This window comes from Microcoleus sp. BM001215392, assembly GCF_036700185.1.
Classification (GTDB): Bacteria; Cyanobacteriota; Cyanobacteriia; order Cyanobacteriales; family Microcoleaceae; genus Microcoleus.
Window position 1 is genome coordinate 1 of record NZ_JAUBOJ010000657.1, and the last position, 1,924, is coordinate 1,924.

A 1,924-nucleotide genomic window follows, 5' to 3' on the forward strand; every position below is an offset into this window, starting at 1 on the left:
ATTAGGCAAAATTTCTCAAATGGAAATATCCAACCGCAATTTTCCAACAACTCTTCCTTGCAGCGAAATAGTTCTCGTGCTTTGTCGTCAAGAGTAACACCAAATTTAGAAATCAAAAATTCAGTCAAATGGATTTCCTTCACCAAATGACTATAGGTTAGTGGTCGTAGATAGTCAGAATATGAGTGGAAAAATCCTAGAGATTCAGAGTGATTTATTGCCAATTTATTAAACTCAAACAGGAGATCGCGATCGGCATCCGGCTGTAGTCTTATTGCGCCCCACAGCATCTGCGACAACAATGAAATAAATCCTACATCCACCCATTGAAATAGCTCCGCGAAAAGGGATTTTCCCCATTGTATTAAATTGCCAGCCTTTATTTCAGATGATATTTGCGAACTATCGAACGCAGACTTAAAAAACGGAATCAATTCTCTATCCAGCGATTTAAATATCTCCTCGTCGAAATCCGATGATTTTTGAGGTTGCGAGCTACTGTAGATTTTTAGTTGTTCGATTAGTTTCAAATAAACTACCGGAGGACTGCTACAAAAAACAATTTGAGGTGATTCTCGACCGATAGCTGCATAGATTTTTTTCACGGTTTCTCTAGCTGTTCGAGGATCGATTGGTGCAGTCGATAGGGTCAGGTATTTTTGTGTAAGTTCGATCGACAAATTTAAATCGGTAATTTGATTGGTGTCTAGACGTAGTTCGGTGAGGTTGGTGAGTGCTGACAGCGAGGAAATATCGGCAATTTGATTGTTACTGAGATCGAGGTAGGTGAGGTTGGTGAGTGCTGACAGCGAGGAGATATCAGTAATATGGCTGTCGTAGATAGTCAGTGTTGTCAGGTTGGTGAGTGCTGACAGCGGGGTGAGGTCGGTAATTTGATTGTCCCACAGATACAAGTAGGTCAGGTTGGTAAGTGCTGACAGCGCTGTAATATCAGTAATTTGTGTGTCCCATAAATACAGGCGTGTTAGGTTTGTAAGTGCCGATAGCGGACTGATATCGGTAATTTCATCTGCAATAAATAGTTCAGTAAGATTGGTGAGTGCCGCCAGAGGAGTAACATCGATATTTTCGTCATTTCCGATACCCAGTTCGGTGAGGTTAGTGAGTGCCGACAGCGGAGTAATATCGGTAATTTGATTATTTGCGATACCCAGTTCGGTGAGGTTAGTGAGTGCTGAAAGCCGAGTAATATCGGTAATTTGATTATTTTCGATACCCAGTTTGGTGAGATTAGTGAGTGCCGACAGCGGAGTAATATCGGTAATTTGATTGGTGGCTAGATGCAGTTCGGTGAGATTAGTGAGTGCCGACAGCGGAGTAATATCGGTAATTTGATTGGTGTCTAGACGTAGTTTGGTGAGGTTAGTGAGTGCTGAAAGCGGAGTAATATCGGTAATTGTATTGCTCATCAGATACAGTTTGGTGAGGTTGGTGAGTGCTGACAGCGGAGTAATATCGGTAATTTCATTGTTGTTGAGACATAGTTCGGTGAGGTTGGTGAGTCTAGATAGCGGAGTGATGTCGCTAATTTGATTGCCTTGGAGATTGAGTGCGGTCAGGTTAGTGAGTGCTGATATCCAGGTGAAGTCGGTAATTGACCTCTGTCCGAGATTGAGTGAAGTCAAGTTTAAAAGTACCTTCTCTGCTTCATTACAATCAAAAGTACCCGCCTCGTTTAGCAGCACTTTAATTGTATGTCTTGCCGATTCTGAAAGACTATCTTTGTGCTTACACCAGTCGGCAAAGCTGCTGAAATTCATTGGTTGGTTTGCTTGTGGTTCTGACATAGTAAATTCCGATTCTATTTTGGTAAAATTTCAGTCTGCCTGTCTGTCAGTTCCGCAGTCCGGCAGGGGTTTAAACCCCTGCCTCAAAGCGTAAGTCGGTTGAAACCGACTGAAAT

Annotated in this window: 1 protein-coding gene; it reads right to left on the bottom strand. The window is 42.4% G+C overall.

Annotation, left to right across the window (positions count from 1 at the left end; all coding sequences use genetic code 11):
* Window positions 1-1,808, bottom strand: a 1,808-nt coding sequence (locus QT974_RS33880; RefSeq protein ID WP_333472739.1) for a leucine-rich repeat domain-containing protein, incomplete at its 3' end; no start/stop codon positions are given.
* Between the last annotated feature and the right edge of the window lie 116 nt (window positions 1,809-1,924).